Annotated in this window: 14 protein-coding genes; 9 read left to right on the plus strand and 5 right to left on the minus strand. The window is 70.7% G+C overall.

The annotated features are described in order from the left end of the window. Positions 1-16 precede the first annotated feature (16 nt). Positions 17-298, plus strand: coding sequence for a chaplin (locus tag JOC24_RS14520; RefSeq protein ID WP_205020662.1), 282 nt, complete (start codon positions 17-19; stop codon positions 296-298). 88 nt (positions 299-386) lie between these two features. Here the strand turns inward: JOC24_RS14520 and JOC24_RS14525 are convergent, their stop codons facing one another. Both JOC24_RS14525 and JOC24_RS14530 read right to left on the minus strand, forming a co-directional pair. Next, the gene (locus JOC24_RS14525; protein WP_205020663.1) at positions 387-1,247 is read right to left on the minus strand and encodes a tyrosinase family protein; all 861 of its coding nucleotides are present in this window, start codon (positions 1,245-1,247) and stop codon (positions 387-389) included. Positions 1,248-1,265: 18 nt separating this feature from the next. Further along, on the minus strand, positions 1,266-1,739 hold the full coding sequence (locus tag JOC24_RS14530; protein ID WP_205020664.1) for a tyrosinase family oxidase copper chaperone: 474 nt from the start codon (positions 1,737-1,739) through the stop codon (positions 1,266-1,268). A 190-nt stretch (positions 1,740-1,929) separates the two neighbouring features. On the opposite strand from JOC24_RS14530, the gene JOC24_RS14535 reads away from it, so the two are divergent. From JOC24_RS14535 to JOC24_RS14565, 7 genes are all read left to right on the plus strand, one after another. After that, positions 1,930-3,219, plus strand: a complete 1,290-nt coding sequence (locus JOC24_RS14535) for a cytochrome P450 (RefSeq protein ID WP_205020665.1) — start codon at positions 1,930-1,932, stop codon at positions 3,217-3,219. 111 nt (positions 3,220-3,330) lie between these two features. Next, a complete protein-coding gene (locus JOC24_RS14540; protein WP_205020666.1) occupies positions 3,331-4,524 on the plus strand; it encodes a glycoside hydrolase family 26 protein in 1,194 nt (397 codons plus the stop codon). 491 nt (positions 4,525-5,015) lie between these two features. Then, positions 5,016-6,008 (plus strand): dihydroxyacetone kinase subunit DhaK, encoded by a 993-nt coding sequence (dhaK, locus tag JOC24_RS14545; protein WP_205020667.1) that lies wholly within the window; start codon positions 5,016-5,018, stop codon positions 6,006-6,008. Positions 6,009-6,043: 35 nt separating this feature from the next. After that, positions 6,044-6,661, plus strand: a complete 618-nt coding sequence (gene dhaL, locus JOC24_RS14550) for a dihydroxyacetone kinase subunit DhaL (protein WP_205020668.1) — start codon at positions 6,044-6,046, stop codon at positions 6,659-6,661. Beyond that, positions 6,658-7,068: a PTS-dependent dihydroxyacetone kinase phosphotransferase subunit DhaM gene (locus tag JOC24_RS14555; protein ID WP_205020669.1), complete on the plus strand. Its 411-nt coding sequence runs from the start codon at positions 6,658-6,660 to the stop codon at positions 7,066-7,068. Before dhaL ends, JOC24_RS14555 begins: the two co-directional genes overlap by 4 nt. Positions 7,069-7,649: 581 nt before the next feature. Then, positions 7,650-10,874 carry an RHS repeat-associated core domain-containing protein gene (locus JOC24_RS14560; protein ID WP_239580491.1) on the plus strand — a complete coding sequence of 1,075 codons (3,225 nt, stop codon included), beginning with the start codon at positions 7,650-7,652 and terminating at the stop codon, positions 10,872-10,874. A gap of 999 nt (positions 10,875-11,873) precedes the next feature. Then, complete coding sequence (locus JOC24_RS14565; protein WP_205020671.1) at positions 11,874-12,332, plus strand: ATP-binding protein; 459 nt, start codon at positions 11,874-11,876, stop codon at positions 12,330-12,332. A 239-nt stretch (positions 12,333-12,571) separates the two neighbouring features. On the opposite strand, the gene JOC24_RS14570 is transcribed toward JOC24_RS14565, so the two are convergent. Next, a complete protein-coding gene (locus tag JOC24_RS14570; RefSeq protein ID WP_205020857.1) occupies positions 12,572-16,006 on the minus strand; it encodes a phosphodiester glycosidase family protein in 3,435 nt (1,144 codons plus the stop codon). Between the two features lie 266 nt (positions 16,007-16,272). Between JOC24_RS14570 and JOC24_RS14575 the strand changes: the two genes are divergently transcribed. Further along, positions 16,273-16,779 carry an NUDIX domain-containing protein gene (locus JOC24_RS14575; protein WP_205020672.1) on the plus strand — a complete coding sequence of 169 codons (507 nt, stop codon included), beginning with the start codon at positions 16,273-16,275 and terminating at the stop codon, positions 16,777-16,779. On the opposite strand, the gene abc-f is transcribed toward JOC24_RS14575, so the two are convergent. Next, the gene (gene abc-f, locus JOC24_RS14580) at positions 16,713-18,428 is read right to left on the minus strand and encodes a ribosomal protection-like ABC-F family protein (protein ID WP_205020673.1); all 1,716 of its coding nucleotides are present in this window, start codon (positions 18,426-18,428) and stop codon (positions 16,713-16,715) included. The genes JOC24_RS14575 and abc-f overlap by 67 nt on opposite strands. A 379-nt stretch (positions 18,429-18,807) precedes the next feature. After that, positions 18,808-19,974 (minus strand): PP2C family protein-serine/threonine phosphatase, encoded by a 1,167-nt coding sequence (locus JOC24_RS14585; RefSeq protein WP_205020674.1) that lies wholly within the window; start codon positions 19,972-19,974, stop codon positions 18,808-18,810. Positions 19,975-19,980 lie beyond the last annotated feature (6 nt).

The following is a 19,980-nucleotide window of genomic DNA, read 5'->3' on the forward strand; positions in this document are numbered from 1 at the left end:
CTCTCAAGGAGAACTGATGTCGCGTATCTCGAAGGTGGCCGCCGTCATGGCAGGTACCGGTGCCCTGATCGCCGGCGGCGCCGGCATGGCTACCGCCGACTCCGGAGCGGAGGCCGTCGCGGCCCACTCCCCCGGTGTCCTTTCGGGCAACGCCGTCCAGGTGCCCGTGCACATCCCGGTCAACGTGTGCGGCAACACGGTCAACGTGATCGCCCTGCTGAACCCGGCGTTCGGCAACACCTGCGCGAACGTGTCGGACAGCCACGAGGACAAGGGCGACTACGGCTACGGCCGCTGATCTCCCCAGGCACCGGTCCGGGCCTCCCCTCTCCGCCTGAAGGCGGAGAGGGGAGGCCCGGCCTCGTTCCGTGCACGGCCGGCCGCGTTCAGACGTACCTGTAGTACCGGGTGTGGTCCATGAGCCGGGAGGGGGGCACGTCCCACGGGGGCATCGGCTGATCGAGCGTGAAGATCCGGCCCCGCTGCGGGTCCTCGGCCGGCAGAGCGCGCGCCGGCAGGTAGCGGGAGCGCGGGTGCGCCTTCTGCCAGCGGGCCCAGAGCAGGTCGATGAAGGCGTGGTGCAGCCAGAAGACCGGGTCGTCGGGCGATGCCGCACCTGCCATCGACCCTCCGATCCAGCGGTGCACCCGGTTGTGGTTGGCCACACCACGGCCCCCTCGGATGCCCCAGCCCTCGATCCTGTTCCGGAAGCCGGTGGTGCTGACACTGTTCCAGGGCGCGGCGTCGTACACCGGATCCCTCAGCGCGCGCTCCACGTCGGCGGCCACGGGGAGTGCGACGGGCGCGGAGGGCCGGCCGAAGTTGCGCCGCAGGAAGGCGTCGTCGGTGACTCCGGCGCGGATCCGCCAGTTCCCCCGCCGGTAGGCGAACGGCCCGGTCATCACCTGCCGGTCGCCCGGCCTGCCGTTGCCACCGAGGAAGTCCTCCGCCCAGAGGGACGCGCTCGCCGTGCCGTCCCGCGTCCAGTCCCAGTACGGAATCGACACACGGGAGTCGACCGCCCGCAGCGCCCTCTCGAACTCCAGCAGGTATCTGCGGTGCCAGGGGAAGAAGGACGGGGTCATATGGGCGGGCCGGGGCCCGCTCTGGGCATCGGTGACGTAGTACTGCCGGTGCTGGGTGACGAAGTCGTCGTAGCGCCCCGTGCGTTTGAGCTCCAGGATCGCGTCGACCAGACGTTTCTTCTCGGTGCGCGTGAGGTCTCGCTGGTTCTTGCGGCTGTACACCCGTGCTCGCCCTCCGGCTCAGATGGTGTGCGGGGACAGGGAGGACAACTGGGCGGTGCCGAGGTCGTCGACCGCCGCGCGGGCCGTTTCGAGGAGTGTCGGGAACGACTCGTAGTGGTTCACAGCGCTCAGATAGCTCCCGTCCGCGCGCTCCATCACGTGCAGCGGCCTCCCGTCGACGCGTACGTCGATGCCGGGCGCCGCGGCGACGGCTCCGGCCTCGCCGGCGTCCGGCCGGGCGCCGGCCGCCACGACGGACGTGGCCGTGCCCTTGATCTCCCGGCCCTTGTACAACTCGGAGAATCGCTCGGGGCCCACGGCGTCCCGCTCCTGGATCCGTTCCGTGGACCCGTGGCCCTGGAGAAGCACCGGTGCGAGCGCGCCGCCCGTGCCGGCGATCACGACCGCGGTGAAGACGGTGCGCAGCACTGCTCGGCGGGCCGGGCGCGGTGCGCCGGCCGGCTCCACGGACGTGCCGGTGGTCGGATTCATGGTGGGGGTACCTCCTTCTCGTCCACTCCTGCGAGGTGTCTCGCTCGCATGGGCAACGAGACGGGACGCGAACGGTTCTCGTCCGGGGCCGTCACGCGACCGTGGGAATTCTCCGGCCGGTCCGGCCACGTCGGCCGTCCCGCGCCGCCCGCCGGGCCAGCATGGCGGTCCGAACTCCCGGAGGTTGTGCATGAACGCCCCGACGCAGGTGCCCACGGACCGTGTGCGAGTGACGGGCGGCGCGGATCTGGCCGATCCGGCGTTCTGGCGTCTGCCGCGGCCCGAGCGGCTGTCCGCGTTCACCCGCTTGCGGGAGCTGGACGCACCGGTCCGGTTCGTTCCTCGTACGGGACCGCGCGCACCGTTCTACGCGCTGGTGAAACACGCGGACGTGAGGGCGGCCAGCCGGCAGCCGCAGGTCTTCGCCAGCGCGCCCGGTGTCACCACACCGGAACCGGCTCCCTGGGCCAAGGCCGTCTTCGGGAACTCCATGGTCAACATCGACGGCGCCGAGCACGCGGGGCTGCGCAGGACCATCTCCCGTGCCTTCACGCCGAGACTGCTCGCCGCCGCCGAGGCGAACATCGACGCCGTCGCCCGGCGACTGGTGGACGAGACGATCACCGAGGGCCCGGGAGACTTCATGCGGTCGGCGGCCTCGCGCATGCCGTTCGAGGTGATCTGCGACCTGATGGGTATCCCCGCACGCCACCGGGCCGGCATCGCGGCGCGCATCGATCAGGCCTCGGAGTACGTCGGCGTACAGCGGCGTGGCCGCGCCCGGCTGCGGGTCCCGGGGCGTGGTCTGCGCTCACTGGCCCGCATGCAGCTGGAGATGGCGGGCATCGCACGTGAGCGGCGTCGCGCCCCGGCGGACGACGTCATCTCCGCGCTCGTACGCGCGGATGTCGGCGGACGGGCCCTGTCCTCACGTGAGCTCGGCGCGTTCTTCTCGCTGCTGCTCGTGGCCGGCGTGGAGACCACCCGGAACGCGATCGCCCACGGGCTCGACCTGCTGACCGCGCATCCGGGGCAGCGGGCCCTTCTGGAGTCCGACTTCGACCGCTACGCCGACGGTGCCGTCGACGAGATCGTCCGCCATTCGACACCGATCATCCAGTTCCGCAGGACGGTGACAGCCGAGTGCACGCTCGGTGGCCACACCTTCCTGCCCGGGGAGAAGGTCGTGCTCCTCTACGCGTCGGCGAACCGGGACGCCTCCGTCTTCGACCACCCCGACTCCTTCGACATCACCCGGTCACCCAATCCGCACCTCGGATACGGCGGCGGAGGTCCCCACCATTGTCTTGGCGCGCACCTGGCGAGGCTGGAGATGAGGGCTCTGTTCCGCGAAATGCTGACACGGCTGGGAGGGGTGCGGACATCGGGCGAACCCGGCCTGGTGGATTCGAATTTCGACAATCGCGTCGGTTCCCTTCCGTTCGCCTTCGGATCGTGTCACCCGCACGGCCCAGTCTGAACCGACACACGTCGCGAATGGTCTATTCACGGGCGGTACCACAGCCCATTGTTGAAACCTTCTCCATAGGGTCGGCAGGGTCGCAGTCAGGCCGCAATCCTAGGAGGAGCCGTGCCCGCACAGCGCCGTCTCATCAACTTCGGCATCGGGGCGACCGCGCTCTGCCTCCTCGTCGGCGGCGCGGTCATCGCCGACCGCGACGCGGCGGACACCCAGACCGGCAAGGGGGCCACTCGGCAAGCACCCGAGCCGGAGAGGGCCACCGCCATCGGCGCCTACCTGGATTACGGGCCGGAGGGCGTACAGCGTATGGAGGAGCTGTCGCGGTGGCTCGGAGGGACGGAGCTGCGTGTCGGGCACAGTTATCTGCCGGGCGACCTGTGGGAGAACATCGAGGGACGTCCCGGCTTCCTCGCCTCGTGGGCGGACTGGCGCAAGGCCTCGAAGGACCGGATGTTCGTGCTGAACACGCCGATGCTGGAGCGCAACGAGGAGCGCGTCTCCGACGACGAGGTACGCGGCCTGCTGCGGTCGGGCGCGGAGGGGCGGTTCGACGAGCACTTCCGCAGACTGGCCGAGCGCCTGGTCCAGCTGGGAGTCCCTGACACGGTGATCGTCCTCGGCTGGGAGATGAACGGTACGACGTACACACACCGGTGCGGTCCCGATCCCGCCGCGTGGAAGACGTACTGGAAGCGCATCGTCACGGCGATGCGGTCCGTGCCGGGACAGGAGCTCCGCTTCGACTTCGCACCGAGCAGGGGGACGGACGCCGTGCCCTGGACGGAGTGCTATCCGGGCGACGACGTCGTGGACATCATCGGCATGGACTCCTACGACCAGCCTCCGGCGCTGACCTTCGACGAGCAGGTGAACGAGCCGTACGGCCTGCAGAAGCAGGTGGACTTCGCGGCCGAGCACGACAAGCCGATCTCGTTCCCGGAGTGGGGGCTGTTCCGCAACGGCGACAACCCCGAGTACATGCGCCGCATGCTGGAGTGGATGGAACGGCACAAGCCGGTGTATCAGACGATCACGGACTACTGCCCGCACGGAGTGTGGCAGTGCGCCGACAACCCCCGGTCCTCCGCGGTGTTCCGCGAGACGCTGAGTGGGCTGCCGGACGCCGAGCCGTCCTCGCCCGCTCCGGATCCGAGCGGGTCGCCGACGACGCCCGAGCCCGACGAGCCCACACCGACCGTCCCGGCGCCGGACACCGGCGATGCGGAATGGTGCCTCACCGTCCCGCTGAACGACTGGTTCGACCAGTGGCTCGCCGATCGCGACTTCTGTGGACGCGGCTGAGGGCTGCTGCCCTCCCGGCCTTCCCTCCCCCGGCCGATGCCCGCTCGTCACTCACCACCCGGTCCGTATGCGGTGGTTGACGAGCGGGGCCACTGCCGCCCGGGGGGACCGCCGGCCGGTGGCCGGGAGGGAAGGCGGCGGCGGGGGCGGCCGACGAAGGCCGCGGCGGACGAACTCCGCGGCCCGGCGGCCGAAGGGGACGTACCGGGACGACCGGCCCGTCTTCGCGCAGCCGTCCGTGAAACGCGGCCCCTCCCGCGAGGCGGTGGGACTTTCGCGGGAGGCGGTCCGCCGGATTCCGGATCCACGGCGGTCCACCCGCGGCCGGCCGCCGAAGTGGCTCCCGGGCGACTCGGGGCGGCTCGCCCCGACGCGTCGCTTCCCGATCATCCCGGTCTCTTCGATACTGGTGGCGTACGCACCTGAGACAGGAAGACCGGACTCACACTCACGCTGGCGGCCGACCGTCACGCTCTCCCCAGGAGGAACCGTTGCGCATGCTCATCAACGTGCCTGAGACCGTCGTCGCAGACGGACTGCGCGGAATGGCCGCCGCCCACCCGGAGCTCGTCGTGGACGTCGAGAACCGTCTCGTCGTCCGTCGTGACGCACCGGTGGCCGGGAAGGTGGGGCTCGTGTCCGGAGGCGGATCGGGACACGAGCCGCTGCACGCGGGCTTCGTCGGGCCCGGGATGCTGTCCGCGGCATGTCCCGGGGAGGTGTTCACCTCACCGGTCCCCGACCAGATGGTGCGGGCAGCCGCCGCCGTCGACAGCGGTGCGGGCGTGCTTTTCGTCGTGAAGAACTACACGGGGGACGTGCTGAACTTCGACATGGCGGCCGAACTCGCCGAGGACGAGGGCGTCCAGGTCGCCCGCGTCCTGGTGGACGACGACGTGGCCGTGGCCGACAGCACGTTCACGGCGGGCCGCCGCGGCACGGGGGCGACGCTGTTCGTCGAGAAGATCGCCGGCGCACTCGCCGACGAGGGTGCACCGCTGGAGCGGGTGGAGTCCATGGCCCGGCGGGTGAACGAGTCCTCGCGGAGCTTCGGGGTGGCGCTCAGCTCCGTGACCACTCCGGCGAAGGGCACTCCGACGTTCGACCTGCCCGCCGGCGAACTGGAACTGGGTATCGGCATCCACGGCGAGCCCGGCCGGGAGCGCCGCCCGATGATGACGTCCGGGGAGATCGCCGACGTCGCGGTCCACGCGGTGCTGGAGGACCTGCGCCCCGACGGCCCCGTGCTGGCGCTGGTCAACGGAATGGGTGCGACCCCGCTGCTGGAACTGTACGGGTTCAACGCCGAGGTGCAGCGGGTGCTGTCGGAGCGAGGGGTGACGGTCGCTCGTACGCTGGTGGGCAACTACGTGACGTCGCTGGACATGGCAGGCTGCTCGGTGACGCTCTGCCGGGTGGACGAGGAGATGGTGCGGCTCTGGGACGCACCGGTACAGACGCCCGCGCTGCGCTGGGGCCGGTGAACGGACCTTCCACCGTACGAGGAACAGGAGATCTTGTGCTCGACACCGATTTCTTCCGTCGCTGGATGGCCGCCACCGCGGCTGTCGTCGACCGTGAGGCGGACCGGTTGACCGAGCTCGACGCCGCGATCGGGGACGCCGATCACGGGAGCAACATGCGGCGCGGCTTCACCGCCGTGCGCGACGAACTGGAGAAGCAGGCCCCCGCCTCACCGGGGGCCGTACTGACGCTGGCCGGCCGTCACCTGATCTCGACGGTCGGCGGGGCGTCCGGGCCGCTGTACGGGACTCTGCTGCGCCGCACCGGCAAGACGTTGGGCGACGCGCCCGAGGTGACCTCGGACCAGCTGGCCGAGGCCCTCGGGGCCGGGGTGGCCGCGGTGGCACAGCTCGGCGGGGCACAGGCCGGCGACAAGACGATGCTCGACGCTCTGCTCCCGGCGGTCGAGGTGCTGGGCAGCTCGTTCGAGGAGGCTCGGGACGCGGCGCTGGCCGGTGCCCTGGCGACCGTTCCGCTGCGGGCCCGTAAGGGCAGGGCCAGTTATCTGGGCGAGCGCAGCATCGGACACCAGGACCCAGGGGCCGCTTCGGCGGCGCTGCTGGTCGGGGCACTCGTCGAAGCAGCGGATCCGAAGGGCGGGAGCGACGCATGAGCGAGGGCAAGCAGGTCGGGATCGTGCTGGTCTCGCACAGCGGGCCGGTCGCGCAGGCGGTGGCCGATCTGGCGAGAGGGCTGGCGGCCGGTGGCGCGACGGCCCCGGTGGCGGCGGCGGGCGGCACCTCGGCCGGCGGCCTGGGGACGAGCACGGAACTGATCGCCGAGGCCGCGAGGACGGTCGACAGGGGCGCCGGGGTCGCGCTTCTCGTGGACCTCGGGAGCGCGGTGCTCACCGTGAAGTCCATGCTGGCGGAAGGCGATGAACTGCCCGAAGGATCGCGGCTGGTGGACGCTCCGTTCGTGGAGGGCGCGGTCGCCGCGCTGGTGACGGCGTCGGCGGGGGGCGATCTGGAGACGGTGGAGGCGGCGGCCACGGACGCCTACGGCTACCGGAAGACCTGACGGGCCGTCCGCCGGGGCCTGGCTATGCCCGGATACCCCGCCGCATGCCCGCCCCTCCCCCGCCGGACGGACCGCGCACGACGCTGTCCCGTCGTTGGGCGGAAAACAACGCTTCGGCCAATTCCGCCGGCCCGCGGCCGGCTCGGCGGCGAAAATCCCGTCAGCTCAGTAGCTGATTTTCGGTCAGCTTGCCTCCCGCCCCATAATTAGTTGCCGTACGGAAACTAATCGTGGGGCGGGAGGCATCCGGGACGAACCGGTCAGCGAAGTCGGCTTGTTCCGGCAGGTTTGATGCCGGCGGCGGAGAATCGGAACCTGTTGCGTGAAGGATCCGTGACAACGTGCGGTGCTCCGGTGGCCGGTGTGGCCGCTGTGGCTCTTGTTTCCCGTGGGGGGATTGCATGGTTTCGCGTGCTTCCGGCACGCCGTTTCGGCGTGCTCGCATACATCCCAGAACCGCTCTGACCGCCGCGCTGGTGGTGGTCGCACTCGGTACGTCCGCGCTGCCCGCTCTCGCCGCTCCTGCGGCCGACGACCCGTCGGCCGTCTCGGCGTGGGGACCGGGCGGTGCCAAGGCGCGGATGCCCGAGGTGAAGGTCGGATCCAACAGCCCGGTCCCGGCGGAGGCAGAGGCGCCGGTGTCTGCCGAGGTCGCGGCCTGGCGGGCCGCGCAGAAGGACAGGGCGCGGGCCGGCAGCGGCGCCGGTGCCGCCCGCTCGTCGGCTTCGGTGATGATGTATGTGCCGGAGGGGCAGGGTTCGGTGCCGTGGCACCAGATCTCCGATTTCCGGATCACGGACTCGCTCGTCGCGCGGGTCAACTACTCCAACGGCAACCTGATGCTCGCCGCCACCGACTTCGACGTCGCCGGGGTGGGGCAGAAGCTGCGGCTGGCGCGGACGTACAACTCGCTGGACGCCCCGTGGGGGAAGGTCTCGCAGCGCTGGTGGCAGGAGTACGAGCGCTACGCGCAGGTCTTCGACTCCGAGGTCGTCGTCTACGACGCGAGCGGTGCGGCGGTCCGCTTCACCGAGGAGTCCGACGGCACCTTCACCACGCCCAAGGGCTACTCGAAGGACCTGAAGAAGAACACGGACGGTACGTACACGCTGACCGACCGCAAGTCGGGTTCCAAGGACACGTATGACGCCGGTGGCACGCTGACGAAGGTCACCGACAGGAACCACGGCGTCATCACGATCACCCAGCACGACGAGGGGACCGAGCACAAGGGGTTCAAGGTCACCGAGACCCGTTCCGGACGGTGGGTGGATCTGCTGAAGACGGACGCCTCGCAGTGGCAGGCCAAGGACCACACGGGCCGCACCGCCGTCTACGACCTGAACCCGTCGGGTGACGTCGCGAGGACGACGGACACCGAGGGCAAGGCCACCCAGTTCGGCTACGACTCCTCACGCCGGCTGACGAAGATCACCACCCCGGAGGGGCGGGTCACGGCCTTCACCTACGACGACCGGAACCGGGTCACCTCCATGCTCCGCGCCACGGCCTTCAACGGTTCCGGCCACACGGGTCCCACCTGGACCTACACCTACTCGGCGTCCTCGCCCTCGGCGGCGGGCACGACGAAGGTCACCGACCCCGAGCAGCACTCCACGACGTACAAGCACGACGCTGACGGCCAGGTCTCCGACGTCACCGACGCCCTGACCCACAACCGGACCAGGACGTTCGACGCGAACCGCAACGTCGACACCGCGTCGGACGCCATGGGAGTCGGCGGCACCGGTGCCAACGTGACGACATACGGGTGGGACGGCCGCAACAACCCGACCTCGGCCAAGCTGCCGACCGGGGCCACTTCCACGGCGACCGGCTACCAGACCATCGCCGGCGCTGACCTTCCCGGCTCGATGACGACCGCGGACAACGAGAAGACGAACTACACCTACGACACGGCGGGCAACACCAAGTCGGTCGCGGTGGAGGGCACGGGCGGCGGGAACCGGAGCTTCGACTACAACCCGGCCACCCCCACCTGCCAGGGCTTCGAGGGCCAGCGCTGCAGGGCCACGACGAAGATGACCTCGACGAAGTCGGTGTCCACCACCTTCACCTACGACGCCCAGGGCAACCTCAAGACGGTCACGGCCCCGGCTCCGCTCGGCACGACCACGTACTACCACGACGGCCTCGGGCGCACGACCATGGTCAAGGACGGCCGCGGGGTGACCACACTGTACGAGTACGACAACCGCGACCGTGTCACCAAGGTCGACAGCTCCGACTACGCCGCCGTCACCTACTCCTACGACGGTGACGGCAACCTAAAGCAGCGCTCCGACGGCACCGGTGTCATCAAGTACGACTTCGATCCGCTGTCCCGGGAGACCGTACGTACGCTGCAGGACGGCTCGCAGACCGTCCTCGCCTACACCCCGGCCGGAAACGTCGACACCTACCAGGACCCGGCAGGGCTGACGGACTACACCTGGAACGAGGTGAACAAGCTCAAGTCCCTCAAGGACCCCGAGGGCAGGACCACCTCGTACGAGTACAACAACAACGACGTCCGCACCAGAACCACCTATCCGGGCAGCACCGTGCAGACGGTCACCCCGGACAAGTCGGGCCGCCCGGAGAAGATCAAGGCCACCTCACCCCAGGGCACCCTGGTCGATCTCGCCTACTCCTACGCCGACGGGGCCAAGGACGGCGGCAAGATCCGCAGCAGCACGGACGCGGTGAGCGGCTTCAAGACCTCCTACACCTACGACAGCGCGGGCCGCTTCTCCTACGCCAAGGAGGAGAAGGGCACCACGCTGAACAGTTCCTGGCAGTACTGCTACGACCTGGCCGGCAACCTCACCTCCCAGGGCACCGACCCCGGCTGCCCGCGCGGCACCACCTACACGATCAACGACGCCCAGCAGGTCACCGCGAAGAACGGCTCCACGGCGAACTGGTCCTACGACAAGATCGGCAACGAAACCGCGGGTGCCTCCACCACCGAGGACACCAGGACGGGCGAGAAGTGGTCGGACTACTCCCAGATGACCTCTGTCACGGTCGCCGGGAAGACCTACGCCGGGCAGTACGGGTCGACCGACCAGTCCGAACGCATCAAGCTCGGTGACACCTACTTCCACAACGGCCCCATCGGCCTGGCCGGCACGTCAACCGCCGGAGTGGACACGGGATTCAACCGCGAGCCCGGGGGCACTCTGAACTCCATGACCCGTGGGGGGAAGAACTACTACTACCTGACCGACGCACTCGGTTCAGTGGTCGCCATGGCCGACGAGACCGGCGCGAAGGTCAACAGATACGGCTACAGCCCCCGAGGCGTCTCGCGTAGCACCACCAGCGAGACCGTGCCCCAGCCCTACCGGTTCGCCGGCGGCTACCAGGACCCCACCGGCCTCTACCATTTCGCGGCCCGCTACTACGACCCCAACATCGGCCGCTTCACCAGCCCCGACCCCTCCGGCCAGGAGAAGAACCCCTACCTCTACGCCGAGGGCGACCCCGTCAACCGCATCGACCCCAGCGGGCTGCTCTCGGTCGGACTGGGAGTCGAGGTCTGCGACATCCTCTGTCTCGGAGGCGGCGTGGACATCAATGAAGACGGAAGCGTCCACGGTTACGTCTCGATCGGTGTGGGCTCACCTGGCATCAGCGAAACCGCTGGTGTTTCGTCGGGCAGCGCAGACTCGGGTCTGAGCGCCGAGGCTTCCTGCGGCATCGGTCCGATCGAGGCATCAGTCGATTCCAGCGGTTCCGTGGGCGCCGCCACCGGCGGCAGTACAGGAAAATGCTCGGCAACCGGCAAGTACACCTTCTAGAAAGATGTGATCGATTCGGGGTGCCGGTCAGGTGTTCCTTCGCGAGCGGTCAAAACTGAAACGAAAGGGTCACACATGAAGAACCCCATCCTCTTGGCTGCTGCCGGACAAGGAGGGCCCGAACTTCCCACGTGGGGCATCGCCGCCTTTCTAGTCGTCGCCGCAATCGTCGGAGTTTTCATTTTCCGCAGAACAGGCAACAGGCGTCGGTAACCGAAGACGTGGCCGCGCCTCCTGCCACTGGAGCCCCGGCAGGAGGCGCGGCCACGACGTCCCTGGTGAGCGGCCAGACGGTCTGTCACATGGGGGCCCGGGCGCGCCGGTGCCGGCATCTCAGGACTCCTGGGCGGATGGACCGGCAACGGGAAAGCGACAACGGGTCGACTCCGTTGGGACATGGAACAATCGGCGGGCGTCCGGCACTTTTCCACCATGTTACGGCCTTCGTGGCCCTTGTCATTATTCTGAGTGGCTGAGCCCGGGCGGAAGCACCAAGCCCTCCCTCCTCCAATGCAGATAGGGGATAAGCGTGCCTCGTGCGGTATGGTCCACGGAACAACGGGCGAGCGTCAAACGGTATCTACAATTCGCGGCCTTTTTCGCGGTTCTGGGAATCATCTTCTCGGCCTTCCTCATCATTTCCGGCAACACGGGAGGGTGGGCGCTTCTGGGAATTATTGTGTGCATTGCGATGGTGGGCCTTTTCTTCATCCAGAAGGGAAGGGGCGGACAGGCGTAGGCGACGCCCGCGTTCCGCCGGGTCACGTCTGTGTTGCCCCCTGCCGCGCGGCGGCAGGGGGGCGACACAGTCCTCCGCGATGCGCCGGACCCACGCTTCCGACCGCGTCGGGCGAGGCCCGGACGCGACCGGACGTGGAGCGGGCCGGTCGCCGTGGTGGGAGTGCCGGTGAGGTGCGGCATCGCTGCTCTTCCTCGCTGCTCAGGGCACGTCCGCGGATCCGGCATAGGACGGCGGGAAGAGGGCAACCGAACCAGACGATGACAGACACAGGTGCACTCCCCGGGGGCAGCGAGGTGCCCGAGGCGTTCCCGGGAAGCAGCGATCACGTTCTCGCTCGGCAAGCCGTGCCCCGGACCGCGGGTGAGGCGCGCGAACGCGTCACCGCACTCCTCGACGCGGCGTTCAGCGATCTGAAGAACGAGGATCTCGACGTCGTCGTCGCGGACGCGCTCCTGGTGACCTCGGAGCTGGTCACGAACGCGATGCGGCACGGCAGGGGGCTCACCGGCTTCAGGGCCGAACTCGTCGACGACGGGCTTCGCCTGGACGTCGAGGACGCGTCTCCGGAGGAACCGGCGACGCAGGTGTCGTCCGCCTCGGACGCCTTCCCGCCCGGTGGGTTCGGATGGCCGCTCGTCTGCCGTCTCGCCAGGCACGTGGCCGTCACCCCGCGCCCGGGCGGCAAACAGATCACCGTCCTCGTTCCCCTCATGTGAGTCCGCCCCCGCGTTGATCTCCAGAGGGCCCACCCGCGCGATCGTCCTGCGGGAGCTGAGTGGTGCCCCCGTGGGGAGCGAGGTGGTCGCGGCGCTGCCGCGGCTGGAGGTGCGAGCGCGTGCTTGGTACAGATGAGTACGTGGCATCACGATGTCCCCTCGGCAGGGCCGAGCCCTCCGCACGGCTTCCGGAGGACGTCCGGGAGCCGTGCGGAGGAGGTGGGGCACTGCGTGGAACGTCAGGCGGCGGGCTTCACCGCCGCGGCCGAGATGCGGATCTGTGCCTGCCGGATGACGCCGTTGACCGTCACCGCGAGCGTGACGGTGCCCGGCCGGAGCGCGGTGATCGTGCCCGTCGCGGGGTCCAGCGTCGCGATGTGACGGGGACGGGCACCGTCCGGCTTCCCGATGCGGACGTTCGGCGACCCGGTCCAGTCCGCGCTCAGCGGGAAGGCCGCCGGCACGGCCCGCGTCCCCTGGGTGACATGCGCGCCGATCGTCGTGCGCTCCCCCGCGACGAGCGCGGAGGGAGCGTCCAGGGCGAGCGCGTCGACGTGGGCGCGTGTCTGTGCGGAGACCCAGTCGGGCCCGCCCCGCCACGGCTGCCGACGTGCCGCCGCCTGTTCGCCCGACGACACCCGGTCGGCGCCGATGAGGGACCAGCCGGTGAATCCGCCCTCGTCCACGGGCCCTGCCGGTGCCTTGCCGGAGTTCCCGTTGATCAGACAGGGGACCCCGTCCACGCGCGAGGCGTCGAAGACTCCCACGTGGCTGCCGATGAAGGCCGCACCCTTGCCCGTCGTACGGCGGAAGCCGGCGAGCCACTGCTCGACGAGGGCCGCCTCCTTGCGGTCGCTCAGCTGACTGCCCTTCTGCACGGTCGGATCGCGTGGGGGCACGTGCTCGATGAGCATCACCGAACCGACGGACCGGTCCTCCGCCGCCGCGTCCAACTGGGCACGCAACTCCTTGATCTGGGCGAGACCGCCGCCACGCAGGCTGAGACTCGACGTGTCGAGCGTGATGACCCGGGTGCCCTTGTGGTCGAACGTCCGCCGGGCCGGGCCGAACTCGGTGACGAAGTTGTCGATCTTCCCTCCCATCACCTCGTGGTTGCCCGGTACGTAGTACCAGGGCAGGGAGTCTCCGAGTTCCTCGTCGAGGACCTGGCGGGCGAACGCGAGGTCGGCGGGCGAGCCCTCGTCGACGAGGTCACCGTTGACCACCAGGAAGTCGGGGCGCGCGGCCTTGATCTCGCGCAGGGTGCGGCGGGCCTGCCGGACGATCGCGCTGTCCGGGGCGCGTGCGACGAACTGGGCGTCCGACATCACGGCGAACCGCCAGTCCCGGCCCTCTGTGACCGCGGCGGTGTCGATCAACGGGTCCGGGGCTTCGGTCTGTTCGGGCAGCTCGACGGTGGGTGGCACCTGGGCGGTCAGGTCGTCGATGACGATCTCACCGGTGTACTGCCGGGCCACCGCCGTCTCGGCGAGGTAGAAGCGGTGCACCGACAGCGGCATCGCCGCGCCCGGCGGCACCGCGAAGGTGACCCGGCGCCAGCCGGTCCAGGTGACGTACGGACCCCGCAGGAGCTGGTCGCTGCCTGCGGCGTCCTTGAGGTGCAGCGTCGGCCAGGCGCCGTTGCCGTCCCCCTTGATCCAGAGGGTGTACGCCTGCGGTTGGCCGGGCACGGTGAGGGGCTGCGGCGGGGCCGCGTAGGCGGCTCGCGTCGCCGTCGACCGGGTGAAGTCGTAGGTGAGGCGCAGGCCGGTGTTCGTGTGCCCGTCCTGAGTCGCGGCGAGCGCGCCGTCGGCGCGGGCCTGGCTGAACTTCCAGGATCCGGCGTCCTCGAAGTCCGACACGGGCTGCTCGGTGAGACCGACGCTCACGGCGAGGATCGTACTGACGCCCGCCACCGTGGCCTTGATCTGTCCCGCTCCGGAGCCGGTCAGGGACCTGACGGTGAAGGAGCCCCGGCCGTCGTCGGCGACGGCGAACAGCGTGCGGTCGTAGTCGAGGGTGAGGTCGTCCGGCTCGACGGGAGCACTCGTGCCGTGGGCGTCGAGTCCGACGATGCCGAAACCACCGGTGGCCTCCTTGTCCGCCAGTCCGACGCGCGCGGTGGTGGGCCGGATCCGGGCAAGCCGGTCGAGGACGGTGAGCCGGGTGTCGCCGTGGGCGCCGTCCCGTTCCGCCCGGACGTAGGTGGTGCCGCTGCGCCGGGCGGTGAACGTGCCTCGGGCGTCCACGCCGCCGACCGCGGGGCTGACGGCACGCCAGCGCGGGGTGCCCGCGGCGGGGCCGTACGTCTCGTCGTAGCCGGCGGCGGTGAGCTGCCGGGTCAGGCCGGGAAAGACCCGCTCGGGATGACCGCCGTCGACCGGGTCGTCGCCGGGGGCGGCACCGGCCGGTGTGCGGGTCTCGACCCAGAAGCCCTCGAGTCGCCCGCTGCCGTCGGGGGCGGTCAGGGCGAGCCCGTTGGGGACCGTACGCTCGCTGCCGTCGGAGGGGCTGTTCTCGACCTGGAGCGCGTCACTGCCCGGCTCGCGCGCTACAAGGGTCGATGAGCCTCCCCCGTCGAGGTTCAGGGCGCTGTGCGAGCCGGCCTCGCGCATCATCTCGCCCAGTTCGGTGAGGGTGACACCACCGCTGTCGGCCTGTCGGCCGTCGACCGTGATGACCTGCATGGTCCGGCCGTCCTCGGAGAACCCGACCGCGGTACGGGGCGCCGCGGTGTTGTTGCCCTCGCCGTCGTGGTTCTGTGCATCCCCGTCGACGACGAGCAGTTCCCGGCCGCCCACGGCGGTGCGCGGGACGGCCCCGCTGTCGGTGCGGGCACGGTATTCGATGCCTACCCGGTCACCGGGTTCCAGCGCGGCCAGCGGTCCCGCTCCCGCCTCCCGGCCGACGAGGACCACGGTGTCCTCGGGCACCGGGCCCGATCCGGGGGCGTCCGACACGGAGACGACCTCGCCGTCCCGCACCGCGACTTCCGCGACGGGCTGTGCTCCGTCGACGGTGAGCGCACGGTCTGCGCTTCCCCAGGCCGAGCTGTAGGCGCCCACGCCCTGGGCCGGTACGTTCGCCGCGTTGTACGCCGCGAGCGGGTGCGCGCCCGAGGGGAGCGCGAGAGTGCCCTCGAAGTAGAGCTCCAGGATGCGGCCGGCGTTCTGCGGGCCGATGCCCACCGCGCGGTTGACGCCCGGAGCCGGGGAGTGCACCGGCCGGCCGTTCTCGACCCCCGGTCCCTGGGGCGCTCCGGTCTGGTTGATGTCGAAGAAGTCCGCGTTGATCGCGGCGACGGTGCGGCGGCCCCGCCCCGGGTCGTGTGCGGCTGCCAGCTGGGAGACCGTGTGCCGGTCCGAGACCTTGCCCGAGGACAGGTAGTCGGCGCGTACCCCGCTGCCGTCCAGATCCACCGAGAGGGTGTCGACGCGCAGCCACTTGTCGGACTCCAGGCGGTCGTACGAACTCAGACGCACGCCGGGTGCCAGGGGGCGTGAGGAACGGGCGGTCTCGATGCCGTCGCCGTCCACGACGGATCTCGCTTCGCCGGACGAGCCGCTCGCGGGGGGCGGGGCGACGGGTCTGAGGATCTCGGCGGTGGTGTGCGGACGGGGATCCGGAGTCGAGTCGGCTGTGGCGGGTGCGACGGCCCCGGCCGCCGTCGCCATCACGGCCGCCAGCAACACGAGTGAACGCCGGGTGGCGCGGAAAGTGCCTGGGCCCACAAATCCTCCTGGTGCGGTGCGGATCGGGCGCGGAACGCGCTGTCGGCGGACAGCATGACCGGGCTCGGTGGGCCGCACCAGAGGACAACGGGGACATCAGGCGGAACAGCGTGCGGCGGAGGGGTGGCCCACCGCGGTCCCGGGCCACGAGGGTCCACGGTTCCCCGCGCCGGTGGCCTTCCGGCCTGCGGTCCCGCACACTTGACGACATGTCGACAGTCAAGCGCAGTGCGGGGATCCTTCTCTTCCGGGTCGTCGCCGACGGGGACGGCCACCCGGACGTCGAGGTGCTGATCGGCCACATGGGCGGACCGTTCTGGGCCCGCCGTGAGGCGGCTGCCTGGTCCGTCCCCAAGGGCGAGTGCGAACCCGCGGAGGAACCCGCCGCCGCCGCGCGGAGGGAGTTCGAGGAGGAAACCGGTCTGCCCCTCCCGGACGGCACCTGGGTGTCGCTGGGCGAGTCACGGCAGTCCGGCGGCAAGACCGTGACCGTGTGGGCCGTGGAAGGCGGCCTGGATCCTGGGGCGGCGGTCCCGGGCACCTTCAGCATGGAGTGGCCGAGGGGCTCCGGGGTGCTGCGTGAGTTCCCGGAGATGGACCGGTTCGCCTGGTGCTCACCGGACGTCGCCCTCGCACGGCTGGTGGCGGGTCAACGGGTCTTCGTCGAGCGGTTGCGTGTCCACGTGCGTGAGGGGCACGCCCCCTCGGGGGCGTAGACGTCCGCCACGGTCCGGCCGGCCCGGAGTTCGAGGCGTTCGCCGGTGAACCGGCGGCGGAAGCTCCGGTCGTGCGAGACGACCACGACGGCTCCCGCGTACCGGTCGAGCGCGGCCTCCAGTTCCTCGACCAGACCCGGGGCGATGTGGTTCGTGGGCTCGTCGAGGACCAGCAGATCGGCGGGCCGGGTCACCAGTCGCGCGAGGGCGAGCCTGCGTTGCTGCCCGATGGAGAGAGCCGCCACCGGCACGGTGAGGTCGTCCGGGCGGAACAGGCCGAGAGCCAGCAGTTCGTCCTCGTACTCATCGGGGAGTCCCGGCCGTCCCGCGGCGAAGGTGGCCAGCAGCGCCCGGCGGGTCGGTCTGACCGGTAGTTCCTGCGGGAGGTAGCCGACTCTGCCCCGCCTCCGGACCACGCCGGTGTCCGGCGCCAGGTCACCGGCCAGGACACGCAGGAGTGTGGACTTCCCGGCACCGTTCGGACCGGTGACCAGGAGTCGAAGGCCCGGCGGGATGCGCAGGGATGGCACGTCCAGCCGTTCGCCGACGCGGACGGAATCGAGCTCGGCCAGGAGGGCGGGAACGTCGGCCCCCTCCCCCGCCGGGTCGGCGGCGAGGGCGAGGTCGGCCGAGAAGCGCAGCGGGCGGGGAGGCGCGGGGACGGGTGAGCGGCGCAGCGCCTCCAGCCGGGTCCTGGCGGCCCTGACCTGGCCCGACAACTTGACCTCGTGCGACCTCCGGTGTTTGCCGAAACCCTGCCCGGGGTCCCGGCCGGTGCCCGTGAGGCGCCGGCCGGCCGCGGCCACCATCTCTTCGGTACGGTCCAGCTCCGCCCGCCACTCCTGGTGCTGCTGGACCTGGCCGCGGCGTGCGGCGGCCTCAGCCGTGCGGTACCCGTCCCAGCCGTCCCCGTACCGTGAGACGCCGCGCAGGTCGCGGTCGACCTCCAGGATCACCGTGGTGGTCCGCTCCAGGAACGCCCGGTCGTGGGTGACGGCGACCACGGTGCCCCGGTGGGCACGGAGGTGGTCCTCGAGCCACGTGACGGCGCTCGCGTCCAGGTGGTTGGTGGGCTCGTCGAGGAGCAGCAGCTCCGGCGCCGCGGCGAGTACGCAGGCCAGCGCCAGCCGGGACTGCTCACCGCCGGACAGGGTGCCGAGCGCGCGGTCCCGGGTGAGGTGGCCGAGCCCGAGGCCGTGCAGCGCGGCGGCGGTCCTGGCGTCCGCCTGGTAACCGCCGCGTTCTTCGTAGGCCGCCAGCAGATCCCCGTACTCGGCGAGCTGCGCCCCGGAGGGATCTTTGTCGGACATCGCTTCCTCCGCCTCGCGGATCAGGCGTTCCAGGGTGCGGAGTCCGGCGAGGGCCGCGTCGACGGCGGCCTGGACCGTGCCGCGCGGGTCGAGGGCGAGGGTCTGGGCGAGATAGCCGGTGCCGCCCGGGAAGCTGACGGTGATGTCACCGCTGTCCGGGGCCTCCGTCCCGGCGATCAGCCGGAGCAGGGTGGACTTGCCGGACCCGTTCTCACCGATGACCGCGGCCTTCTCCCCGGGGCGGACGGTGAGGGACACCTGGTCGAGTACGGACCGGTCGCCGTACGCCTTGGAGACGTCGGTCAGCGCGAGCTGGGCGCGGGGGTGCTGAAGAGACATGGGTGCTTTCCCTGAGGTGACATGCCCTCGGCGGCGCGCACATCGACGTCATGGACGGAGGCGCGCTGCGGGACGTGGGTGTCGGTCAGCGGGGTGGACGGCAGCACTTCGCGTGACCCGGCGGGTCAGGCGGCGACGGTCGGCGTCGCGTGGCGGCGTCCCGGCCGCGCGTCAGAGAAAGAAGTAGTACGAACCCATGGCGCTGATCCTACCCGTGCTCGTACCCGCACCGCGAGTACTCGTACCCTGCTGTGAGTTCGCCCGGCAGCCCCCGAACCTCCGGGCCGCCCGAGCCGGCTCTCCCGGGGCCTGGTCCGGAGGCGTGCTGTCAGCGAGCGGGGCGCCGGTCCGGGTGGTGGGCCTCACCACCCGGACCGGTTCACGTCGGAGTTCCGGGGGCCGCGGTCCCACCCTCCGTCGGCCTGCTCAGGACGAGTACCGCCACGTCGTCACGGCGCACTCCGCCGGAGAAACTCTGCAGGTCCACCTGGAGCGCGTCCAGGACCTGGTCCGGCTCGCGGCCCACCCATCGCCCCAGCCGCTCGTCGAAGGGGTAGAAGACGCCGGTGGCGTCACGCGCCTCGGTCACCCCGTCGGTGAAGACCAGCAGGGCCGCACCGGCGGGAAAGCCGACCCACTCCGCGGCACGCGCCTCACCGCCGAGCTCCGCCATGCCCAGCGGCACGGAGGTGCTGTGCAGGGTGACCACCGACGCCGACCCGTCGCACAGCAGCCGGGGCGGCAGATGACCGCAGTTGACGACCTGCATCCGGTCGCCCCCGTCGAACCCCAGGACCAGGGCGGTCACGAAGCGTTCGGTCTCACCGGTCTCGGCGGAGAAGGCGTTGTGCCGGACGACCGCGTCCTCGACGGAGTCGGCCACGGCGGTGAGCTCGGGTTCCCGCACGGCCGCCTCCCTGAACGCGCCGAGCGCGGCGAAACCGACCCCGATCGCGGGCAGCCCCTTGCCCTGGACGTCCCCGATGATGACGCGGGTGCCGTGGGGCGACTGCACGACCTCGTAGATGTCACCCCCGACGAAGCGGTCCTCCTCGATCGGCTCGTAGAGGCCGTGGGCACAGAGTTGCCGCGTGACGATGGGGAGCGGGCGCAGGATCTGGCGCTGGAGCGCGACCGCCGCCGAACGCAGCCTCGCCACCTCGGTGGCGTGCCGGATCCGCGCGGCGCAGGCGGCGACTCCCAGGCCACTGGCGAGGGCCGTGAAGCCGATGAGGAAGAGCACGTCCCAGAAGGGGCCTGTCGAGGCGATCCGGGATGCGACGACGACCAGCATCACCCACACCGCCACAGCGGTGGTCTGGCGGACCGTGCAGAAGACCGACGTCAGGGCCGGAAGCACGACCAGGAGCGGGATCAGGGGGAGGTCGTTGCCGGTGAGGGCGTCCAGGAGGACCACCGCCACGGTCAGCAGGAGCATCCAGAAGGCGAGCGCCCAGTTCCCGATGCGGGCGGCGCCCGCATCCGTCTCACCCGGATCCGAACCGGGCAGCGGCTTGTGCGCCGTCGACGGGCGCAGGAGCCCCATGACCAC

The sequence above is a fragment of the Streptomyces sp. HB132 genome, assembly GCF_016909575.1.
Lineage (GTDB): Bacteria > Actinomycetota > Actinomycetes > Streptomycetales > Streptomycetaceae > Streptomyces.

Bases quoted from the DNA above. Each gene is read 5' to 3' on its own strand.
- JOC24_RS14560 (WP_239580491.1), top strand. From the start codon at position 7,650: ATGCCCGAGGTGAAGGTCGGATCCAACAGCCCGGTCCCGGCGGAGGCA.
- JOC24_RS14585 (WP_205020674.1), bottom strand. From the start codon at position 19,974: ATGGGGCTCCTGCGCCCGTCGACGGCGCACAAGCCGCTGCCCGGTTCG.
- JOC24_RS14555 (WP_205020669.1), top strand. From the start codon at position 6,658: ATGAGCGAGGGCAAGCAGGTCGGGATCGTGCTGGTCTCGCACAGCGGG.
- JOC24_RS14530 (WP_205020664.1), bottom strand. From the start codon at position 1,739: ATGAATCCGACCACCGGCACGTCCGTGGAGCCGGCCGGCGCACCGCGC.
- JOC24_RS14535 (WP_205020665.1), top strand. From the start codon at position 1,930: ATGAACGCCCCGACGCAGGTGCCCACGGACCGTGTGCGAGTGACGGGC.
- abc-f (WP_205020673.1), bottom strand. From the start codon at position 18,428: ATGTCTCTTCAGCACCCCCGCGCCCAGCTCGCGCTGACCGACGTCTCC.
- JOC24_RS14565 (WP_205020671.1), top strand. From the start codon at position 11,874: ATGACAGACACAGGTGCACTCCCCGGGGGCAGCGAGGTGCCCGAGGCG.
- JOC24_RS14520 (WP_205020662.1), top strand. From the start codon at position 17: ATGTCGCGTATCTCGAAGGTGGCCGCCGTCATGGCAGGTACCGGTGCC.
- JOC24_RS14575 (WP_205020672.1), top strand. From the start codon at position 16,273: ATGTCGACAGTCAAGCGCAGTGCGGGGATCCTTCTCTTCCGGGTCGTC.
- JOC24_RS14570 (WP_205020857.1), bottom strand. From the start codon at position 16,006: ATGGCGACGGCGGCCGGGGCCGTCGCACCCGCCACAGCCGACTCGACT.